Consider the following 13,989-nt stretch of genomic DNA (forward strand, 5'->3'; position numbering starts at 1 on the left):
GCAAGGCCGCGCTTGCCGCGGCCTTTGCTCGCGAAATTATATGAGCGAGTGTTCATACATTCAAATGGGAGGTTTGAATCATGGCAGCCGCCGATCCCACAAAGAAAAAGAAGAAGCGCAAGAAGAAAGAGTCACTTGAGCACAAGCGAAATCGAATCCTGCTAGCACTGGGTATTTTTGCCGTTGTTTATGCCCTCGACGAGCTCGGCGCCCTCACTATCGCATTTGGGGAGCCCGGCAACGTCTACGCCAGCTTCGCACTGTTCCTCGTGCCGTTTTTGATTGCCGGCTACGACGTGCTCCAGAAGGCATTCAACAACATCCGCCGCGGCAAGGCCTTCGACGAGAGTTTCCTTATGGCAGTCGCAACCATCGGCGCGTTTGCCATGGTGCTCTTCCCCGATACCGACCCGCACATGGCCGAAGGCGCCGCCGTCATGCTGTTCTACCAGGTCGGCGAGCTGTTCCAGGCATACGCCGTGGGCAAGAGCCGCAAGTCGATCAGCGCCATGATGGACATCGCGCCCGACTACGCCAACGTCGAGCAACCCGACGGCACACTCGAACAGGTCTTCCCCGATGACATCGCGGTCGGCACCGTGATCGTGGTCAAGCCGGGCGAGCGCGTGCCTATCGACGGCGTCATCGTCGAGGGCGAAACCCAGCTCGACACCGCCGCGCTCACGGGCGAATCAGTCCCCCGCCCCGCCAAGTCCGGCGACGACATCATCAGCGGCTGCATCAACATGACGGGCCTCATCCACGTACGCACCACCAAGCCCTTTGGCGAGTCCACCGTCGCACGCGTCCTGGAGCTCGTGGAAAATGCCAGCGAAAAGAAGGCGCGCACTGAGAACTTCATCACGCGCTTCGCCCGCGTCTACACGCCCGCCGTCACCGGCGCTGCCGCGGTGCTCGCGCTTGGCGGCGGCTTGGTCACCGGCGCCTGGTCCGACTGGATCCTGCGCGGCCTGACCTTCCTGGTCGTCAGCTGCCCGTGCGCATTGGTGATCAGCGTGCCGCTCAGTTTCTTTGGCGGCATCGGCGGCGCCTCCAAGCTGGGCGTTCTCATCAAGGGTTCTAACTATCTCGAGACGCTCGCCGATGTGGACACCGTCGTCTTTGACAAGACAGGCACCCTCACCAACGGCACGTTCTCGGTGGTCGCGGTAGACCCCGAGGCTGGCTACACCGAGCAGTCGTTGCTTGAAGTCGCAGCCCTTGCGGAGTCGTTCTCCGATCACCCCATCGCGCAGTCCGTGCGTGTCGCCTACCAGAGCGAGGTCGACCCCAAGCGCGTTAGCAACTCCACCAACGACGCGGGCCACGGCGTGACGGCAACCATCGACGGCAAGCACGTCGTCGTTGGCAATGCCAAGATGCTTGCTGCGGCCGGTATCGACGCTCCCAATTGCGAGGTTGTCGGCACGATCCTCCATGTGCTCGTTGACGGCGTTTACGCCGGCCACATCGTGATTGCAGACACCGTTAAGGCCGACGCCGAGCAGACGATCCGCGACCTGCACGCCGCCGGCGTCAAGCGCACCGTCATGCTCACGGGCGACCGCGAGGAGGTTGCGGCGTCTGTGGCTAAGCAGCTGGGGCTCGACGAGTTCCACGCGCAGCTGCTGCCGGGCGACAAGGTCGAGCGCGTCGAGGCATTGCTCGCGGGCGAAAGCGGCAAGGGCAAGCTCGCTTTTGTCGGCGACGGTATCAACGACGCACCCGTGCTTACCCGCGCAGACGTTGGCATCGCCATGGGCGCTATGGGCTCGGACGCCGCAATTGAGGCGGCGGACGTCGTGCTCATGGATGACAAGCCGTCCAACATCTCCCGCGCGATCCGCGTGGCGCGCAAGACCATGTCGATTGTTTGGCAGAACATCATCTTTGCGCTGGGCATTAAGTTGCTGATTCTGGTGCTTGCGGCACTGGGCATCGCCAACATGTGGCTTGCCGTGTTCGGCGACGTAGGCGTGGCGATTATCGCCATCCTGAATGCCATGCGCGCGATGGGTGTCAAGAACCTGTAGCGCTGTCCGGCCGGGGCCGGGCTTGGTTTTGAAAACGTCCTCGCGCATGAGGCCCGTCTTTCCTGCTCCTGCGGAGCTGCGGAAAGGCGGGCCTCGCGCTGCGGAGTGTTTTCAAAACCAAGCCCGGACCCGGCCTGCGGTGACACAGCTGGCGGTTCTTGGGCATCACTTGCTGGCGAGGTTCCTTTGCTGGAATGGACTCGGCTGTTAGAGCCCCGTTTGTTCCGTCCATTTGTTTTTCTAGAAACCCCCAAGGGCAGCTGTGGATCCCTAGCGGATATAGTTATCTCAGCCGCAACGAAAGGATCGTACATCTCCGACCGCAAATACCTGTTCTTCGACATTGACGGTACGCTCGCCTCGGGGATGCCTGACAAGCAGCATGTCCCTGCCTCCACCGAGCTTGCGCTCAAAAAGCTCCGCGACGCGGGCCACTTCCTGTCCATCGCGACGGGCCGCACGCACGCGATGGCCGTAGACTACATGCACGAGCTCGGATTTGAGAACATGGTGAGCGACGGCGGCTGGGGTACAACCATTAATGGCGAGTTCCAGGGCGTGCGCCCGCTCGACCACGATGCCTGCGTTGACCTCGTCGACGAATGCAGCGCAAAGGACTTTATCTGGGGTATTCAGGTTGAGGATTCCGACGTGCGCTTCGTGCCCGACGGTCGTTTCTACGAAGCCACACATGACATTTACATGCGCACGCGGATCGTACCTGGGCTCGACCCGCGCAGCTACCCCAAGATTTACAAGGTCTATATCGCCTGCCTGGAGCCGCACGAGCAGGAGCTCGACAACCTCGAGCGTCTCCCCTGGTGCCGTTTCCATCGCGAGTATCTCTTTGTGGAACCGGCGGATAAGGCCTACGGCATCAAGAAAATCGTCGACGCGCAGGGCGGCAACTACGAGGACGTTATCGTCTTTGGCGACGGCAAAAACGACCTGTCGATGTTTATCCCCACGTGGACAAGCGTGGCCATGGGCAATGCCGTACCCGAGCTCAAGCAGCGCGCGAGCATGGTGACCGCCGATATCGATGACGACGGCATCTATAAGGCTTGCGAGCAGTTGGGTCTGTTCTAGCAGATTGTTGACACGACGCCGTGGGCACGGCTGTCACGGCGCCCACGGCAGAGGCACTATTCCAGCATCGCCCTCAGCTTCTCAAAGCTCTCCTCGCTCAGGCAATGCTCCATGTGACAGCCCTCTTGCGATGCAACCTCGGCCGACACGCCCGCATCCTCAAGCAGCTGCACAAAAAAGCAGTGGCGCTCCCACATTTGGCGGGCGACCTCTAGCCCACGCTCCGTCAGATGAACGTCGCGTTTGCCCATTTCGACATAGCCGTTACTCTCCAACGTCGCCATGGCTTTGGACACGCTCGCCTTGGTCACGCCGAGATACTCTGCAACATCAATCGAACGCACGATGCCCTGGCGTTGTGACAGAACGTAGATCGATTCGAGGTAGTCTTCTCCGGATTCACGTAGGGCCATGGGCCGCCTTTCACGATGATTGCCAGTTAGCCTTTGGATACTTTCTTTGGCTTACTTTACCGCAAAAGTTGCCCATGTCTTACTACATTGACTAAAAAGTTAGCCGTGTTTCACAAAACGCGCGTGTGAGGCGCAACACCCCGGCGCGTGGCGCGCGCCCCGCAAGGAGTGTCCCCCGCTGCCGGCCGAAAAGGAACGTCCCCAAGTGCCGGGTGCCGGCCCGTAACTAGATCAGGCCGAAGTGCTTGGCGGCGTTGTAGATGCCGTCGTCGTCTACGGCGGTCGTAACGTAGGTCGCTGCGGCCTTCACCGTATCCTGCGCGTTGCCCATGGCAACACTTGTGCCCACGGCCGAGAACATCGACAGGTCGTTCTCGCCGTCGCCAAAGGCAATCGCCTCGCTCGCGTCGATATCCAGCCGCTCCAGCGTCGCCGCCACGCCCAGGTCCTTGCCGCCTTTAGCGGGAATAATGTCGCAGAACAAATCGCACCAGCGCGTGGTAAGCGAATGCGCCACCGCGTCGGTCACGATATGCTCGTCGGCCGGGTCCACAAAGGCGCAGAACTGGTAAACCGGCGCATCGAAGGCGTGCTCAAACGGCTCCTCGTGGTAGACGATTCCCGCGTTGCTACCGGCCGTCACCACACGCTCGGACAGGCGGTTCACAAACGAGTTCTCGCCCTGCATGCACAGCGAGTCGTAGCGCCCCTGCGCCACCTGGTCCACAATCACCGCGACGTCGTCCGGATCGATCGGGCAGCTGCGGTAGACGCCCTCAGCATCAAAACAGTGCTGGCCCGAAAGCGTAATGTATGCATCCCAACCAAGGTCGAACAGCCAATCCGGCATCTGATAGGTCGGGCGACCCGTGGCGATCACGCACGCAATCCCCTGCTCGCGAAAGCTGTCGAGCACCTGCTGAGCCGACGCCGGAATCCGGTGGGTCTTAAAGCTCAGCAGCGTGCCGTCGATATCGAAAAACGCAGCTTTGATCATCCTGGTCTACTCCTCGCCCTCGAGCTTTTCGCTCGCCTCGAGCCACGCCATCTCCAGCTCGTCCATGGCGGCGTGGGCCTCGTCGATCTTTGCCTGCTGCACGCCCAGCGCCGTGTAGTTGGTGGGATCGACCTGGGCCATGGCGGCCTCGGCCTCCTCCACGCGAGCGCGCTGCGTCTCCATCTTGCGCTCGAGCGAGCTCACCTCGCGGCGGAGCTTCTGGCGTTCGGCGTTGGAAAGGCCATTGGGCTGCCCGCTCGTCTTAGGCTTTTCGGCCGCAACCGCTGCGGCACCGGTGTCGAACGTGCCGGTCTTGGCACTCGGCGAGCCCACGGGCTCGCCCTCGGCGGTGGCGTTGCACAGGCGCAGGTACTGATCGACGCCGCCGGGCATATGCGTCAGGTGGCCGTCAAGCAGTGCCCACTGTTGGTCGGTCACGCGCTCCATGAGGAAACGGTCGTGCGTCACCAGGATCAGCGTGCCGGGCCAGCCGTCGAGCAGATCCTCGACAATCGCGAGCATATCGGTATCCAGGTCGTTACCGGGCTCGTCCAGGATGAGCACGTTGGGCTCGTCCAGGATCGTCAGCAACAGCGACAGGCGACGGCGCTGGCCGCCCGAAAGATCGCCGATGCGACTCCAGAGCTGCTGGGTCGTAAAGCCCAGGCGCTCGCAGAGCTTCTCGGGAGAGGTCTCCTTGCCGTCGATGACGTAATACTTCTTATAGTTGCCGAGCACCTCGCGGATCGTGTCGCCCATGTAGGGCTCGAGCTCCTCGAGCTGCTGCGACAGCACGCCAAAGCGCACCGTCTGGCCGATCTTCACGCGGCCGCGCAGGGGCGCGATCTTGCCCTGGATCACGTCGAGCAGCGTCGACTTGCCGGCGCCGTTCTCGCCCAAAAGACCATAGCGGTCGCCCGCGCCGATAAGCCAGGTCACGTCGGAGAGCACCTGCTTGGGCGCGCCGTCGGAATCCGCATAGCCGGCATCAACGTCGATCACGTCGATGACCTGCTTGCCTAGGCGGCTCACGGCGAGGCGCTTGAGCTCCAGCTCGTCACGCACGGGCGGTACGTCGGCGATCAGCTCGCGAGCAGCCTCAACGCGAAACTTGGGCTTGGTGGAACGCGCCTGGGCGCCGCGGCTTAGCCACGCGAGCTCCTTGCGCGCCATGTTGCGACGGCGCTCCTCGGTAACGGCGGCCATGCGGTCGCGCTCCACGCGCTGCAGGATATATGCCGAGTAGCCGCCCTCGAAGGGATCTACCTGGCCGTCGTGGACCTCCCACATGCTGGTGCAGACCTCGTCCAAGAACCAGCGGTCGTGCGTGACCACGAGCATGGCGCCCTGGCCGCGCTGCCAGCGGGCCTTTAAGTGACGCGCAAGCCAGTTGATGGTGCGCATGTCCAGGTGGTTGGTGGGCTCGTCGAGCATGAGCACATCGTAGTCGCCAATCAGCAGGCGCGCGAGGTCCACGCGACGGCGCTGACCGCCCGAGAGCTCGCCCACCATGCCCTCCCAGGGCACATCGCTAATAAGACCGGCCAGAATCTGGCGCGTACGCGGGCTCGACGCCCACTCGTACTCAGGCGTGTCGCCCACAACGGCATGATGCACGGTATCGGTGTCGACAAGCTGGTCCTTTTGGCCGAGCAATCCGATCGTCGTGCCGCGGCGGTGCGTCACGCGGCCGTCGTCGGGTTCCAGCGTGCCGGCGAGTACACTCAGCAGCGTCGACTTGCCGTCGCCGTTTTTACCGACGATACCAATGCGGTCGCCCTCGCCCACGCCGAGCGTCACGCTATCGAAAATATGCTTGGTGGGAAACTCTAGGCTGATGGAATCGCATCCCAAAAGAATCGCCATATGCCCTGCTCCTTCGTAGAAATTCAACGTTGTCCATGATAGCAGCGAAAAGGCGGGCCGCACACGACACAAAAAGGCGGGCCATCTCCCAAAAGAGATGACCCGCCTCTCCAATCAGTCCCGTGGCAACCGTGGCCGCCGCGGGCCTCAAGCATGTCCCGGACTAGGAGAACATGCCGGTGAGGTAATCATTCAGCCGCTTATCCTTGGGCCGTTGGAAAATCTCGTCAGTCTCGTCGTACTCGACCATATCGCCCATGTAGAAGAACGCCGTGCGGTTGGACACACGCGACGCCTGCTCCATGTTGTGCGTCACGATGACGATGGCGCGGTCGGCAACGATCGATGACATCAGGTCCTCGATCGCCAGCGTCGAGATGGGGTCGAGCGCCGAGCAGGGCTCGTCGAACAAGATCACGTCGGGGTTGAGCGCCAGCGTGCGCGCGATGCACAGGCGCTGCTGCTGACCGCCCGAAAGCGCGTAAGCACTCTTGTCGAGCTTGTCCTTGACCTCGTCCCACAGCGCCGCGCCGCGCAGGCTCTCCTCGACCATGCGGTCGAGTTCGTCGCGGTCGGTGATGCCGTGGCGCCTAGGCGCAAACGTGATGTTGTCGCGAATGGACTTGCGAAACGGGTTGGGCTGCTGGAACACCATGCCAATGGAGCGACGCAACTCGTAGGTGTTCTCGGTCTTGGTGTTCACGTTGCGCCCGCGATAGTTGATCTCGCCCTCCACGCGGCAGCCGCGAATCTCGCGATTCATAAGGTTGAGGCTACGCAAGAAGGTCGACTTACCGCAGCCCGAAGGCCCGATGAGCGCCGTGATCTCGCCCTTGTGAAAGTCGAGCGACGTGTCGTGCAGGGCATGGTGGTCGCCATAGTACACGTTGACGTCCTTGGTGGAGAGCACGACCTCGTCGCTCACGGCCTTGCCGCTCACGCGCACGCGCTTCTCGCTCTCCCCCACGCTCGACAAGAAGTCCTGGGCGTCGGACGATGCTGCTTCGGTTGCGGGCGTTACATTCATCTCGCTCATTCGGCCGTCATCTTCCTTGCCAGTTGCTTGCCCACAATGCGGGCGATTACGTTAAACAGCAGCACGCAAATCATCAGCAGTGCAGCGGTGCCCCAGACGATCTGCTGGGCCTCGGGGCTGCCCTCGCCATAGATCTTGTAGATATGCACGGCAAGCGACTCGCCGGGGCGGAACACGTTCCAGGCGCAGGTAGGGCTCGACAGGTTAAAGCTCAAGAAGTTCAGGCGAACCGGCGAGCTCATGCCCGAGGTAAAGAGCAGCGCCGCGGCCTCGCCAAAGACGCGGCCGGCCGAAAGCACGATGCCGGTCACGATAGCGGGCATGGCCTCGGGGATCAGGATGTGCAGCGTGGCCTCCCAGCGGGTGAGGCCCATAGCCAGACACGCATCGCGCTGGGCCTGTGGCACGTCCTCGAGCGCCTGTTGGATCACGCGCACCAGGATGGGGATGTTGAACATGGTGAGCGCGACAGCGCCGGAGATGATGGAGTACTTCCAGCCCAGCTGCACCGAGAACACCAGAAAACCGAACATGCCGACGACGATGGAAGGCAGCGAGGACAACGTCTCGATGGCGGTGGAGGCGATGTCGCGGATGGGTCCGTCCGGCGCGTACTCAACCAAAAAGACCGCTCCGCCCAGGCTGATGGGCACCGAGATGATCAGGGTGATCAGCAGCAGGTAGAACGAGTCGAACAGCTGGTAGAGCACGCCGCCCTGCGTTCCGTTGGCGCGCGACGGCTCCGTGAGAAAGCCCGGCTGGAACAGCGTCGAGATGCCCTCGAACAGGATATAGGCCACCATGGAGACGACGATGAGCATGACGATGGCGACGATCGCCGTCAACACGCCCGTGGCGATGCGGTCCTGCTTTTGGACACGCCCGAGTCTCGCCTCGTCGATGTGGATGCGCGTGCTAGCCACGAGCCTTCGCCCCCTTGCGGCCAATGAGATGGATAATCAGGATGAAGATGAGGCTCATGCCCATCAGCAGCAGACCGAGTGCCCACAGAACGTCGTCCTGGGCCGTGCCCTCGGCATAGACCGCCATGGACGTGGTGAGCGTGGTCGTGATGGTCGAAGCCGGCGACAACAGCGACGTCGGCATGGCCTCGATACCGCCGATGACCATGCGCACGGCGAGCGTCTCGCCAAAGGCGCGCGTCATGCCCAGGATGACCGCGGTCATGAGCGACGGCATGGCGGACTTGAGCACCACGTGCCAGATGGTCTGCCAGCGGGTGTAGCCCAGCGCGAGCGAACCCTGACGGTAGCTGTCGGGCACGGCGCGCAGGCCATCAACCGAAAGCGTGGTCATAGTCGGCAGGATCATGACGGCCAGCACGATGGCGCCGGGAAGGATGCCCAGGCCCGTGCTCACGTGGAAAACGCTCTTCATGAGGCCGACGACTACGTGAAAGCCGATCAGGCCAAAGACGACCGAGGGAATGCCGGTCAAAAGCTCAATAAGCGGCTGAAAGACCTTGGAGCCAAACTTAGGCTGGATCTCGATCGCAAAGATGGCAGAGCCGATGGCAATGGGCAGCGCGATGAGCGTGGAGAGCACCATGACCGCAAACGAGGTGACGATCAGGGGCAGGGCGCCGGTATAGGGCAGACCGTTTTCGGCCGTGTTGGCCAGGTCCCACTTGGTACCGGTGAAAAACTCGACGACCGAGACGCCGTCCTTTACGAAAGCCGAGAGGCCCTTTTGGGCGACCATGAAGATGAGCGCGGCAACAACAAGCGTCACGAGCGCTACGCACGCGCCCGTGACGCCCAGGCCCACGTTCTCAAGGTCGCGCTTTGGCAGCTGTTTTGCCATTGCAAACCTTTCCGGGGGCGATTACTTATTTAGCGGAAACCTTGCCGCTGGCGTCCTTGACGACCTTCATGGCAGAGACGGGGATGAAGCCCTGCTCTTCGACGAGCTTGCCCTGGACGTCGTCGGAAAGCATAAAGTCCAGGAAGGCCTTGGTGGCCTCGTCGGCATCCTTGGAGCAGTACATGTGCTCGGTCGCCCAAATCTTGAAGGAGTCGTCGGTGACGTTCTTGCTCTTGGGCTCGACGCCCTCGACCTTGACGGCGTTGAACTTGGAGTCATCGAAGTGCGAGAAGTCGAGGTAGGAGATGGCATTGTCAGTGCTGGCGATCTGAGTCTGGACGTCGCCGGACTTGTCGAGCTCGGCGTCGCCCTTAAAGTCGACGGCCTCGTCGCCAAAGACGACGGCCTCGAAGGTGGCGCGGGTGCCGGAGCCGGCCTTGCGGTTGAGGACGACGATGGTGGCGTCGTCGCCGCCGACCTCCTTCCAGTTGGTGATCTGGCCGGAGAAGATGCCCTTGAGCTGCTCGAGGGACAGGTCGTCGACCTTGACGTTCTTGGAGACGACGGGGCCCATGCCCACGACGGCGACCTCGTGGTCAACGAGGTTCTTGACCTGGTCGGCCTCGAGCTTGGTCTCGGCAAAGACGTCGGAGTTACCGATGGTGACGGTGCCGGCGGCGACGGCGGTCAGGCCCTTGCCCGAACCGTTACCCGAACCGGAAACGGAGACGTCCGGGTTGGCATCCATGAACTTCTCGGCAGCAGCCTCGACGAGAGCCTGGAACGAAGAGGCGCCGTCGTAGGTCACCTCGCCGGAGACGGACTCGGCAGCAGCGGCGGCGCTACCCTTGTCGGCGGCATCGGAAGCGTTGGAACCACCGCAGCCAACGAGACCGAGACCGACGATGCTGGCAAGACCACCAGCGAGGCCGAGGAACTGACGACGAGAATAAGCCTGATCGAGCATGATCTTCCTTTCATACATGCGACTCGCGGGCACCCTGCCCGCTTTGCTGTTTGGAAAGATACGACCTCGATCAGGCGACAGCCGCGCCAGCTGCGGTTTCTTACGGGCATCTGATAGACCCTTACCGCAAGCGCTGCCCAGCCTTTACAAACGAATAACAATCCCGGCATTTAGCGTGGCGCGCCTTTTACACCGATAAAAAAAGTTGCGGTGAAATAGTTCCTGTTTGGCTGTCAGGCAGCCGATTCTAGGAACTATTCCACCGCAACTTAGATTGGCAAAACGCCGTAACCCTAAAGCTCCAACTCGTTGAGCTTTAAGATTGCCACGATATAGATCTTGAGCGCCTGCTTGAGCTGGACTTCGTTGGCACACTCGTTGGGGCCGTGCATCTGGCCGCCCCACGCGGGCAGCTCAAGGCCGGTCTCCTCGGGGCCAAACGACACGGCGCGGGCAAAGTTGCGCGCGTACGTGCCGCCGCCCATGGCGAAGGGCTCGGCATGCTTGTCCGTAAACTCGTTATAGGTATCGATGAGCGCCTTCACGGCCGGATCGTCGGCCGAAACCGAGAACGGCACCTTGGCGCGACCCACGCGATACGTCACGCCAAAGCGGCCCACGAGCGGCTCGAGCTGCTCGCACATGGTATCGGCACTCGTGCTATCGGGAAAACGCACGTCGATGACCTGCTCAATGTGGCCATCTGCCACGCGGATGACGCCGGGGTTGCACGTGAGCGGGCCAAACGCCGCACTCGTCGCATCAATCCCCAGGCCGCGGCCATAGGCATCCGCGTGCACAAAGGCCAGGAACTTGACGAACTCGTGCTCGGCAGGCGTCAGTAGGCGCTCGCCGCGGGCGCCAAACGCGTCCTCGGCCTCGCGCAGATACGTCACGATCAGGCCGACGGCATTGATCGTGCCCTCGGGCATCGAGGCATGGCCACCGATGCCGTGAGCGAAAATCTGCGCATGACCGTTGTCGAGCGCCGTAATCTCCAGAAGGTCGGCGTTCTCGACCGGCGCCGGCAGCTCGTCGACGGCAATCGCAAGCTCGCAGATAGACTGCGACGGGATAGCATTGGTCGCCTCGGCACCGCTCCACGACACGATGCGCCCGCCGTCGATCCTGGGGCTCACGAACGTTGCCTCAAACTGGCCCTTCTCGGCATTGCAAACCGGGAACTCGGCATCGGGCGTAAACAAAAAGTCGGGATCTGCGTAGTTCTCCAGATAATGGTGAACGTCGGACATGCCCACTTCCTCATCGCAGCCCAGCAGCGCGCGGAAGGTATAGCGCGGGGTGATGCCGTGCTTGAGCAGGTAGGCGCCGGCGTAGAGCGACAGCACGGCCGGGCCCTTGTCGTCGATCACGCCGCGGCCGAGCAGCCAGCCGTCGCGACGCTCCATCACAAACGGATCGGTATTCCAACCGGGGCCGGCGGGAACCACGTCCACGTGGCAGATGGTCGCGAGCTGCTTGTCACCGCGGCCCGGGATATCGGCGATGCCCACATAACCCTGATCGTCGCTCGTCTGGTAGCCGAGCTTTTGCGCGATGCCGAGCGCGCAGTCGAGCGCGTCACGGACCGGGCGGCCAAACGGCGCGCCGGGCTCCGCATCGGCGGCAACGGCGACAGACGGATAACTCACCAGCTGCTCGATATCGGCGACGACATCCTCCCAGACCTCGTCGACATACTCGGCGACGCTCTGCTCCACCTGATTCATGGACTACCTCCCAACCAATGAGGGGCGAGCGCGCCCGCCCCTCACATCAAACACTTATATTGCGAAAAGTTTAGCAAGCTCGGCCACCGAGTGCACCACCGCATCGGCGCCCGCGGCCTCGTGCTCCCCCGGCGCCGCCGCACCCGAATAGATGCCGATGCACGGCACGCCCATCGCGTGCGCGCCCTCCACATCGTTAAAGCGATCGCCGATCATCACGGCCTCGTCCGCAGTCGCGCCCAGGGCAGCCAGCGCGTCGCGGACCGAATCCGCCTTGGTCTCGCGGCCCTGCGGCGGATTCATGCCAGCCACGGCTTCGAACTGGCAAAGTCCCAGCTCGCGCACCATATCGATGCACTTCGCCTCCATACGCGACGTCGCGACCGCCATGCGATGCCCCTGCGCCGCGAGCCCATCGAGCAGCTCGGGGATTCCGTCGAACACGGGATACTCCTCTGGCCCCAGCTCGTCAAAAAAGGCGCGGTACTCGTCGGCCACCACGAGCGATTCCTCACGCGTAAAGCCGTAAAAGTCGTGGAAGCTCTTCCACAGAGGAGGCCCGATCATGCGGCGCAGGTCGCCCATCCGCGCTTCCGAAAACCCGCGCGCAGCCAGCGTCTTGCGTGTCGAGGTCATCACCGCCCGTCCCGTGTCGGCCACCGTGCCGTCAAAATCGAACAGCACGATCGGCCGCTCACATAGATGTAATGCCGCCATGGGCATCCCTCTTCCCCAGTTGACGATTTCCACACCGACGCTTCAAACCGTTGACTATTCAACAATTAAAGCTGGCAATGTGGAACAACTCCACTATACTTGACGCACTTTGCTCTCAATCGGCGGCGCGCAGGCGCCCCATCGAAAGGTGCAATTATGTCTTTTGCCATCATAACCGACTCCACATCGGACATCTCCCCCACCCGCGCCCAAGAGCTCGGCATCTACGTGATTCCGCTGCATGTGATTATCGAAGGCGAGGACCTGCTCGACCAGGTGCAGATCACCGCCGAGGAGTATGTCGCCCGCATGGCCGGCTCCGAGCAGCTGCCGCACACCTCGCAGCCGAGCGCCGGCGAGTTCAAGGAGCTCTTCGATCGTGTGCGCGCCGACGGCCACGACAGCGCCATCTTTATCTCACTATGCAGTGAGTGGTCGGCCTGCTACGCCAACGCGTGCCAGGTGGCCGATACCCACGAGCTCGACGTACGCTGCATCGATTCGCGCACCGGCTCGGGCGCCGAGGGCCTGCTAGTGGAGTACGCGCTCGCCATGCGCGAGGACGGTCGCAGCCTAGACGAGACCGAGGCGCAGATCCGCGCGACGCTGCCCGACGCCCATCTGCTGCTGATTCCGCGCACGCTCGAGAACCTCGTTAAGAACGGCCGCGCCCCCAAACTCGCCGGCCAGCTCACGCAGATGCTCAACATTCGCCTGGCCGTTTCGCCAGAGTGGCAGTCGGGCGAGATCAAAGCCATCAAGAAGGGCCGCGGCGCCAAGCGCATCGTCGCCAACACCATGGCCGATTGCCTCGCGTTTTTGGCCGATCACCCAGGTTCGAGCGTGCGCGTACTCACGACCGGCGCCGCCGAGGAGCAAGAGCTCGTCAATCAGGCGCTCGCGGGCCAGGACTACGTCGACGCTGGCACCGGCCCCATCGGCTGCACCATCGCCACCCACGTAGGCGTCGACGCCATCGCCATCAGCTACTGCCCCCGCTACCAACCCACCCACTAGGAGCACCTTCATCACTTGCGGTGAAATAGGGACTGTTTTTAGCTTATCAGCCGCAAATCAATCCCTATTCCACCGCAACTTTATTGCCGCGCGTCACCCACAAACAAGATATTGCTGGCGATCGGCGCGTTCCCAGCTGTTTGGGGAGCTTTGATTGGCCCCGACGATACCCAGTGGGCAAAAAATGGCGAATATGAGTACTGTCACAATTTTAGTAACAGCAAAATTTCGCTGAAATTGCCCACTTCCACCGATTTTCAAGCTCCATAAAGCACCGAATCGTCGTGTTTAGGGGGTTGA

General features: G+C 62.2%; 12 protein-coding genes. 3 read left to right on the forward strand and 9 right to left on the reverse strand.

The features are described from left to right. The first annotated feature begins 80 nt into the window (after nt 1–80). Nucleotides 81–2,033: a heavy metal translocating P-type ATPase gene (locus tag OIL88_07960; protein HJI72291.1), complete on the forward strand. Its 1,953-nt coding sequence runs from the start codon at nt 81–83 to the stop codon at nt 2,031–2,033. Nucleotides 2,034–2,138: 105 nt separating this feature from the next. Continuing rightward, nucleotides 2,139–3,122 (forward strand): Cof-type HAD-IIB family hydrolase, encoded by a 984-nt coding sequence (locus OIL88_07965; protein HJI72292.1) that lies wholly within the window; start codon nt 2,139–2,141, stop codon nt 3,120–3,122. A 56-nt stretch (nt 3,123–3,178) separates the two neighbouring features. On the opposite strand, the gene OIL88_07970 is transcribed toward OIL88_07965, so the two are convergent. From OIL88_07970 to OIL88_08010, 9 genes are all read right to left on the reverse strand, one after another. Then, the gene (locus OIL88_07970) at nt 3,179–3,535 is read right to left on the reverse strand and encodes a metal-dependent transcriptional regulator (GenBank protein HJI72293.1); all 357 of its coding nucleotides are present in this window, start codon (nt 3,533–3,535) and stop codon (nt 3,179–3,181) included. Nucleotides 3,536–3,761: 226 nt separating this feature from the next. Then, nucleotides 3,762–4,532: a Cof-type HAD-IIB family hydrolase gene (locus tag OIL88_07975; protein ID HJI72294.1), complete on the reverse strand. Its 771-nt coding sequence runs from the start codon at nt 4,530–4,532 to the stop codon at nt 3,762–3,764. 6 nt (nt 4,533–4,538) lie between these two features. Continuing rightward, complete coding sequence (locus OIL88_07980; GenBank protein HJI72295.1) at nt 4,539–6,398, reverse strand: ATP-binding cassette domain-containing protein; 1,860 nt, start codon at nt 6,396–6,398, stop codon at nt 4,539–4,541. Nucleotides 6,399–6,561: 163 nt separating this feature from the next. Continuing rightward, a complete protein-coding gene (gene pstB / locus OIL88_07985) occupies nt 6,562–7,434 on the reverse strand; it encodes a phosphate ABC transporter ATP-binding protein PstB (GenBank protein HJI72296.1) in 873 nt (290 codons plus the stop codon). Continuing rightward, nucleotides 7,431–8,357, reverse strand: coding sequence for a phosphate ABC transporter permease PstA (gene pstA / locus OIL88_07990; GenBank protein ID HJI72297.1), 927 nt, complete (start codon nt 8,355–8,357; stop codon nt 7,431–7,433). Before pstA ends, pstB begins: the two co-directional genes overlap by 4 nt. Then, nucleotides 8,350–9,258: a phosphate ABC transporter permease subunit PstC gene (gene pstC, locus OIL88_07995; protein ID HJI72298.1), complete on the reverse strand. Its 909-nt coding sequence runs from the start codon at nt 9,256–9,258 to the stop codon at nt 8,350–8,352. The genes pstA and pstC overlap by 8 nt, the downstream gene beginning before the upstream one ends. A 25-nt stretch (nt 9,259–9,283) precedes the next feature. Further along, nucleotides 9,284–10,225, reverse strand: a complete 942-nt coding sequence (locus OIL88_08000) for a phosphate ABC transporter substrate-binding protein (GenBank protein HJI72299.1) — start codon at nt 10,223–10,225, stop codon at nt 9,284–9,286. A 293-nt stretch (nt 10,226–10,518) separates the two neighbouring features. Continuing rightward, entirely contained in the window at nt 10,519–11,955 is a 1,437-nt protein-coding gene (locus OIL88_08005; GenBank protein ID HJI72300.1) for a M20 family metallopeptidase, read from the reverse strand. 54 nt (nt 11,956–12,009) lie between these two features. Then, nucleotides 12,010–12,705: an HAD hydrolase-like protein gene (locus OIL88_08010; protein ID HJI72301.1), complete on the reverse strand. Its 696-nt coding sequence runs from the start codon at nt 12,703–12,705 to the stop codon at nt 12,010–12,012. Between the two features lie 123 nt (nt 12,706–12,828). Between OIL88_08010 and OIL88_08015 the strand changes: the two genes are divergently transcribed. After that, a complete protein-coding gene (locus OIL88_08015; protein ID HJI72302.1) occupies nt 12,829–13,689 on the forward strand; it encodes a DegV family protein in 861 nt (286 codons plus the stop codon). Nucleotides 13,690–13,989 lie beyond the last annotated feature (300 nt).

It is taken from the genome of Coriobacteriaceae bacterium, from assembly GCA_025992855.1.
In the GTDB taxonomy this organism is placed as follows: Bacteria; Actinomycetota; Coriobacteriia; order Coriobacteriales; family Coriobacteriaceae; genus Collinsella.

Coding starts and splice junctions, on each gene's coding strand:
- OIL88_08015 (HJI72302.1), top strand. CDS start 12,829: ATGTCTTTTGCCATCATAACCGACTCCACATCGGACATCTCCCCCACC.
- pstC (HJI72298.1), bottom strand. CDS start 9,258: ATGGCAAAACAGCTGCCAAAGCGCGACCTTGAGAACGTGGGCCTGGGC.
- OIL88_08000 (HJI72299.1), bottom strand. CDS start 10,225: ATGCTCGATCAGGCTTATTCTCGTCGTCAGTTCCTCGGCCTCGCTGGT.
- OIL88_07975 (HJI72294.1), bottom strand. CDS start 4,532: ATGATCAAAGCTGCGTTTTTCGATATCGACGGCACGCTGCTGAGCTTT.
- OIL88_07980 (HJI72295.1), bottom strand. CDS start 6,398: ATGGCGATTCTTTTGGGATGCGATTCCATCAGCCTAGAGTTTCCCACC.
- OIL88_07960 (HJI72291.1), top strand. CDS start 81: ATGGCAGCCGCCGATCCCACAAAGAAAAAGAAGAAGCGCAAGAAGAAA.
- OIL88_08005 (HJI72300.1), bottom strand. CDS start 11,955: ATGAATCAGGTGGAGCAGAGCGTCGCCGAGTATGTCGACGAGGTCTGG.
- OIL88_07970 (HJI72293.1), bottom strand. CDS start 3,535: ATGGCCCTACGTGAATCCGGAGAAGACTACCTCGAATCGATCTACGTT.
- pstB (HJI72296.1), bottom strand. CDS start 7,434: ATGAGCGAGATGAATGTAACGCCCGCAACCGAAGCAGCATCGTCCGAC.